This is a genomic window from Crocosphaera watsonii WH 8501 (assembly GCF_000167195.1).
In the GTDB taxonomy this organism is placed as follows: domain Bacteria; phylum Cyanobacteriota; class Cyanobacteriia; order Cyanobacteriales; family Microcystaceae; genus Crocosphaera; species Crocosphaera watsonii.
The window spans coordinates 1-3,825 of record NZ_AADV02000261.1 but is presented as its reverse complement, the minus strand read 5'-3'; the positions used below and the strand labels follow the sequence as shown (position 1 = coordinate 3,825).

The following is a 3,825-nucleotide window of genomic DNA, read 5'->3' as shown; positions in this document are numbered from 1 at the left end:
CAAGGCTCCCTTGAGAAATGGGAATGCCAAAGACATACTCTATAAAATGTTCCTGTTTACGCCATGTAAGATTACCCCCATAGCCAAGCCAGCCCACGATGCTACTTAATCGCGCCCCATAACTGAATCCTTCTTTAACTCCCAATGGAACAGGACTGTAATCTGACCATCCACAACTAGGACATTTATAGAATCCGCGACGATATTCCCTGATTTCTATGGGTTGGTCTACTACTTCAGCCACTTGCTGGACTTTTTCGGGAACTACTTCATCTCGTTCCACTGAACCCCCACAAACAGGACAGTTTTCTAGTTCTAAAGGGACTATCTTATCGGGCTGACCAAAACCATTACGGGTCTTCCCTGGGTGGTCATATTTTGGTCCGCGTTTAAATCCTTTTTTCCGTTTCTTTTTGTCAGAAGGCTTTTTTAGTTGGTCTGATGATGGGTTGACGAAACCAGTTATTGCATCGATGGCATCAAGTATTGGGTTTGGGTAGCCACATCAAATGAGGTCTGTGTGTTGATGTTGGCTCCCACTAGAAGCTCCGCAGAAGTCGAGAAATTGTTAGGAGCAGATTTTAAGGGCATCCTCACCAGTGACTGCTATAGTGCCTACTTTAGACAAAGTGCGATGGCCAAACAGAAATGTCTGGCACATTTAGAACGAGAGTTAGAGTCCCTTAAAACCAGTCGTTTTCAAGCGAATCGAGAATTTGCTGCCGATGTACAGCAAGTTTTAGCAACCGCCCGTATCCATTATCGTCATTATCATGCTCGAAATTTAACCCTTGAAGACTTAGGCTCCAAAAGAACAGAAGTCGAGAACTCACTGCAAAAGATTTTTAAAGCAACTCCCAAAAAAGGATGGCCTTATGATGCACAAAGATTGATTAACCGTCTCAAACGTCATTGGGAAGAGTGGTTCACCTTTCTAACTTATCCTGAAGTCAAACCAGATAATAATGATGCTGAGAGAGCTTTACGTCCCATTGTCATTCACCGCAAAGTAAGTGGGGGAGCAAGAAGCGACTGGGGTGCAGAGTTAGTCACCCAAATGTTCAGTTTTTTAGAGACCATGAGATTACAGGGGCAAAATGCCATTGTCCAATTATGCGAATTATTTTCATTAGCTGGTCGGAGTCCCCCAGGATTAGAGATGTAAAAGGCTCCGGAGCCGATGGGGGATAGATTTTTCTTGATCCCCCTATCTCTCTGCACAAAAATACACAGGGTTAGCGGATAATCTCCGCTAACAAAAAACTATCTTACTATTTTTTTCTCATATTGTTGTTTTTATTTGAGGTTTTAAAAAGACTTGATTCTGGGAATGTTAGTCATTAAAATAGCCGTAATAAATTAGCTTAAATTTTACGCTAAATCACAGGGCTTATATTTTTGTTGACTCAACTGATGTTGTTTGTAGTGCTTTTCAATAAGACTTTTTTGTTGCGGTGAGCAGTTACTTCTTGAGTAAAATTAATTCCTTCAACACTTTCTTTTAATGCCAAGCTAGAAATTATGTAATTTATCCCCTGAAATGCTTTAAGTTCTATTGCTTTAAAAGAATCTGGTGACTGCTTAATTTGTTCTTGAATCTTTCTACTCAATTCCGCAGCAATCTTATAATGTTCTTGCTCTAAATCATTAGATTTACTAATCGCATCTAGTTCTAACCATTTTAATAAATCTGGAAGTTTTTGATATATATTTAATCCATATAATTCATAAAGTCGAATAAAGTAAGGAGTATTAAAGTCTGCCTTTTTGGCGTTTTCAATATCAAGGGTTTTGAAAATAGAATCTTCCCAAGTTTTATCATTATAATGATTAGTTAATTTTAAGGCTTCTTCTATATGATTTAGCAAATCATATTTAACACCTGCTTGATTAGATAAAGTTCTAATAGCTGTTTTAACTGGATATTCTCCTTCAACTATTGGGGCAATATTTTCTCCTTGTTGAATTTGCTTTTTAATGGTTTCTTCTGCTCTTCTACTAGCAGGATAAATAGCTTGAAAAAACCAGGGTTTGCTTAATCCTTCCACTTTATAAGCCCAAGCTGTTAACTCATACTCTTCTTTCTTGATTGATGCTAATTTATTGATATTATAAATCATACATTGTATATCATAGGAAATAATGATATTTGCATCATCAGAATTTAACAAATTTTGAAGTTTCTCGTTTGATCTAGGAATCTCAAATCTTCGCGTTTGACTTGTATCATACTCATAATAATCCCCTTCATTCTTGATATCAAAAGGGTCAAAAATAAGTTTTTTAGCTTTCTGATCGTACCAATACAATAAATGGGTTAAATTGCCAAGTCCTGTCGTTAAAAAATAGCGATAAACTGATATCGTTCTTCCTTTTTCATCTTTTGCAGGGGTAATAACAGCGATAGCAGAATACGCATTATTTCCTTCCTTAACTTCCCGAGCAATAATAGCAGGTTGAACAGTAGTTTCTCCGGCTGCCCTGGCAGTTTCAACTGCTTCTCTAACACTTCCTTCTGCTGCTTGAAATAAACGATTAGAAATAGCATTTTGAAGCACAGGAGGCACTTGTGCTAGGGTTAGATTCATATAACCTGTAAATCGAGTAGACCACCAATTTTCGGGGGTTCCTTGGACAGCGATTCCAGTGCTAAATTCGTGAATTTTTATTGTGGTCATAATCTTAACTCTCATCTAAACTTTTGTGACGTTCACCAGTACATAACCAGTAAATAGGGGAAACTAAACCAAAAGATCGCCATAACTTTGGTTTACGAATGATACAGTATGAGCCGTTTTTATCTCGTTCTATAATCTTGGTGTTGGGTTCAGGATACTTCTCTCCTAAGAGTCCAAAAGAGGAAGTAACAAAATAGTCAACCTCTCGGCTTTCGTTATCTTCCCAAATTTTCAATTGATTCATTGTTTTAGGAAAACGATTTTCGATCTTTTCGATTATTTCTCCAGGATTATTACGATTAACCCATAATCCAGGTAAATCGCATTTACTTAAGGTAAAAGCAATACGCCTTTTTTGAGAGACATCCCCGAGATGATCTAAACCTTTAAAAAAATTTGCTAACCCCTGTGCATAGTTAGCATCATTACTATTTGATGTTCCATCAATTAGTAATAAAATACCTCCGGCGGATTTACAATTGGACTTTGGATAAAAAACAATTGTTAGCGTAAATTTCACGCTAAACATATCTCCAGAGCTAAAATAGAGAATTAAGGTGATTTTAAAAACTCTCTTTCCATCTTTTTAGGGGATTTTAAATATTAAATAGCTTCATTCAGTTTCGGTTCCAATATAGATATCTAAGTAGCTTTCAGTTAGAGATTGAATGACTCGTTCTAATTCATCAATGAGATTTCTTCTAGTGAGTTTTTCTACAGCATCAATATGAGCAGAACTTCCGGCTCGTCCTAAATATTTATATTTGGTTTTTTTCTCATTATTAGTGGCCATAGGAAAAATTGATTCAGCAGCCTGTAGTTTATAATACCAGTAGATTGTTCCCTTTCGATTAACCTGATAACGAATAATATGACAATTAGCTGGTGCTACTTCCCCTTCCCGTTCAATTTTCTTTATTTTCTGTTTAAGAGAGCGAATTAGACTCTTAATTTGTTTGGCTCTCAGGTGGACATCTTGACTGGTCTTAAGTTCGGAATGTGATGACATTAGCCTTAACTGTAACAAACAACCTCTTTTGATGTTAGCGTATATATTCCGCTAATTTATAAGGTAATAAATTTTAAAAATGACCAAAAATGAAACGGCTACGTCTGTCGAGGATTCCTGGTGTGGAGTCTACCTCTT

Annotated in this window: 3 protein-coding genes and 2 pseudogenes; 1 reads left to right on the top strand and 4 read right to left on the bottom strand. The window is 36.8% G+C overall.

Annotated features, from left to right (window positions below):
* Positions 1-454: pseudogene (locus CWATDRAFT_RS35160) on the bottom strand (IS66-like element ISCwa4 family transposase); the annotation flags it as partial.
* Between CWATDRAFT_RS35160 and CWATDRAFT_RS30345 the strand changes: the two are divergent.
* Positions 449-1,165, top strand: a pseudogene (locus tag CWATDRAFT_RS30345) (IS66-like element ISCwa4 family transposase); the annotation flags it as partial. The pseudogenes CWATDRAFT_RS35160 and CWATDRAFT_RS30345 overlap by 6 nt on opposite strands.
* Positions 1,166-1,406: 241 nt before the next feature.
* On the opposite strand, the gene CWATDRAFT_RS32195 reads toward CWATDRAFT_RS30345, so the two are convergent.
* The 3 genes from CWATDRAFT_RS32195 to CWATDRAFT_RS30330 form a co-directional block, all read right to left on the bottom strand.
* Positions 1,407-2,678, bottom strand: coding sequence for a hypothetical protein (locus CWATDRAFT_RS32195; RefSeq protein ID WP_232287245.1), 1,272 nt, complete (start codon positions 2,676-2,678; stop codon positions 1,407-1,409).
* Between the two features lie 4 nt (positions 2,679-2,682).
* Entirely contained in the window at positions 2,683-3,207 is a 525-nt protein-coding gene (locus tag CWATDRAFT_RS30335) for a hypothetical protein (protein WP_007308542.1), read from the bottom strand.
* 84 nt (positions 3,208-3,291) lie between these two features.
* Positions 3,292-3,687: a hypothetical protein gene (locus tag CWATDRAFT_RS30330; protein WP_007303423.1), complete on the bottom strand. Its 396-nt coding sequence runs from the start codon at positions 3,685-3,687 to the stop codon at positions 3,292-3,294.
* Between the last annotated feature and the right edge of the window lie 138 nt (positions 3,688-3,825).

Excerpts from the sequence above, each read along its gene's own strand:
- CWATDRAFT_RS32195 (WP_232287245.1), bottom strand. The coding sequence starts at position 2,678 with ATGACCACAATAAAAATTCACGAATTTAGCACTGGAATCGCTGTCCAA.
- CWATDRAFT_RS30335 (WP_007308542.1), bottom strand. The coding sequence starts at position 3,207 with ATGTTTAGCGTGAAATTTACGCTAACAATTGTTTTTTATCCAAAGTCC.
- CWATDRAFT_RS30330 (WP_007303423.1), bottom strand. The coding sequence starts at position 3,687 with ATGTCATCACATTCCGAACTTAAGACCAGTCAAGATGTCCACCTGAGA.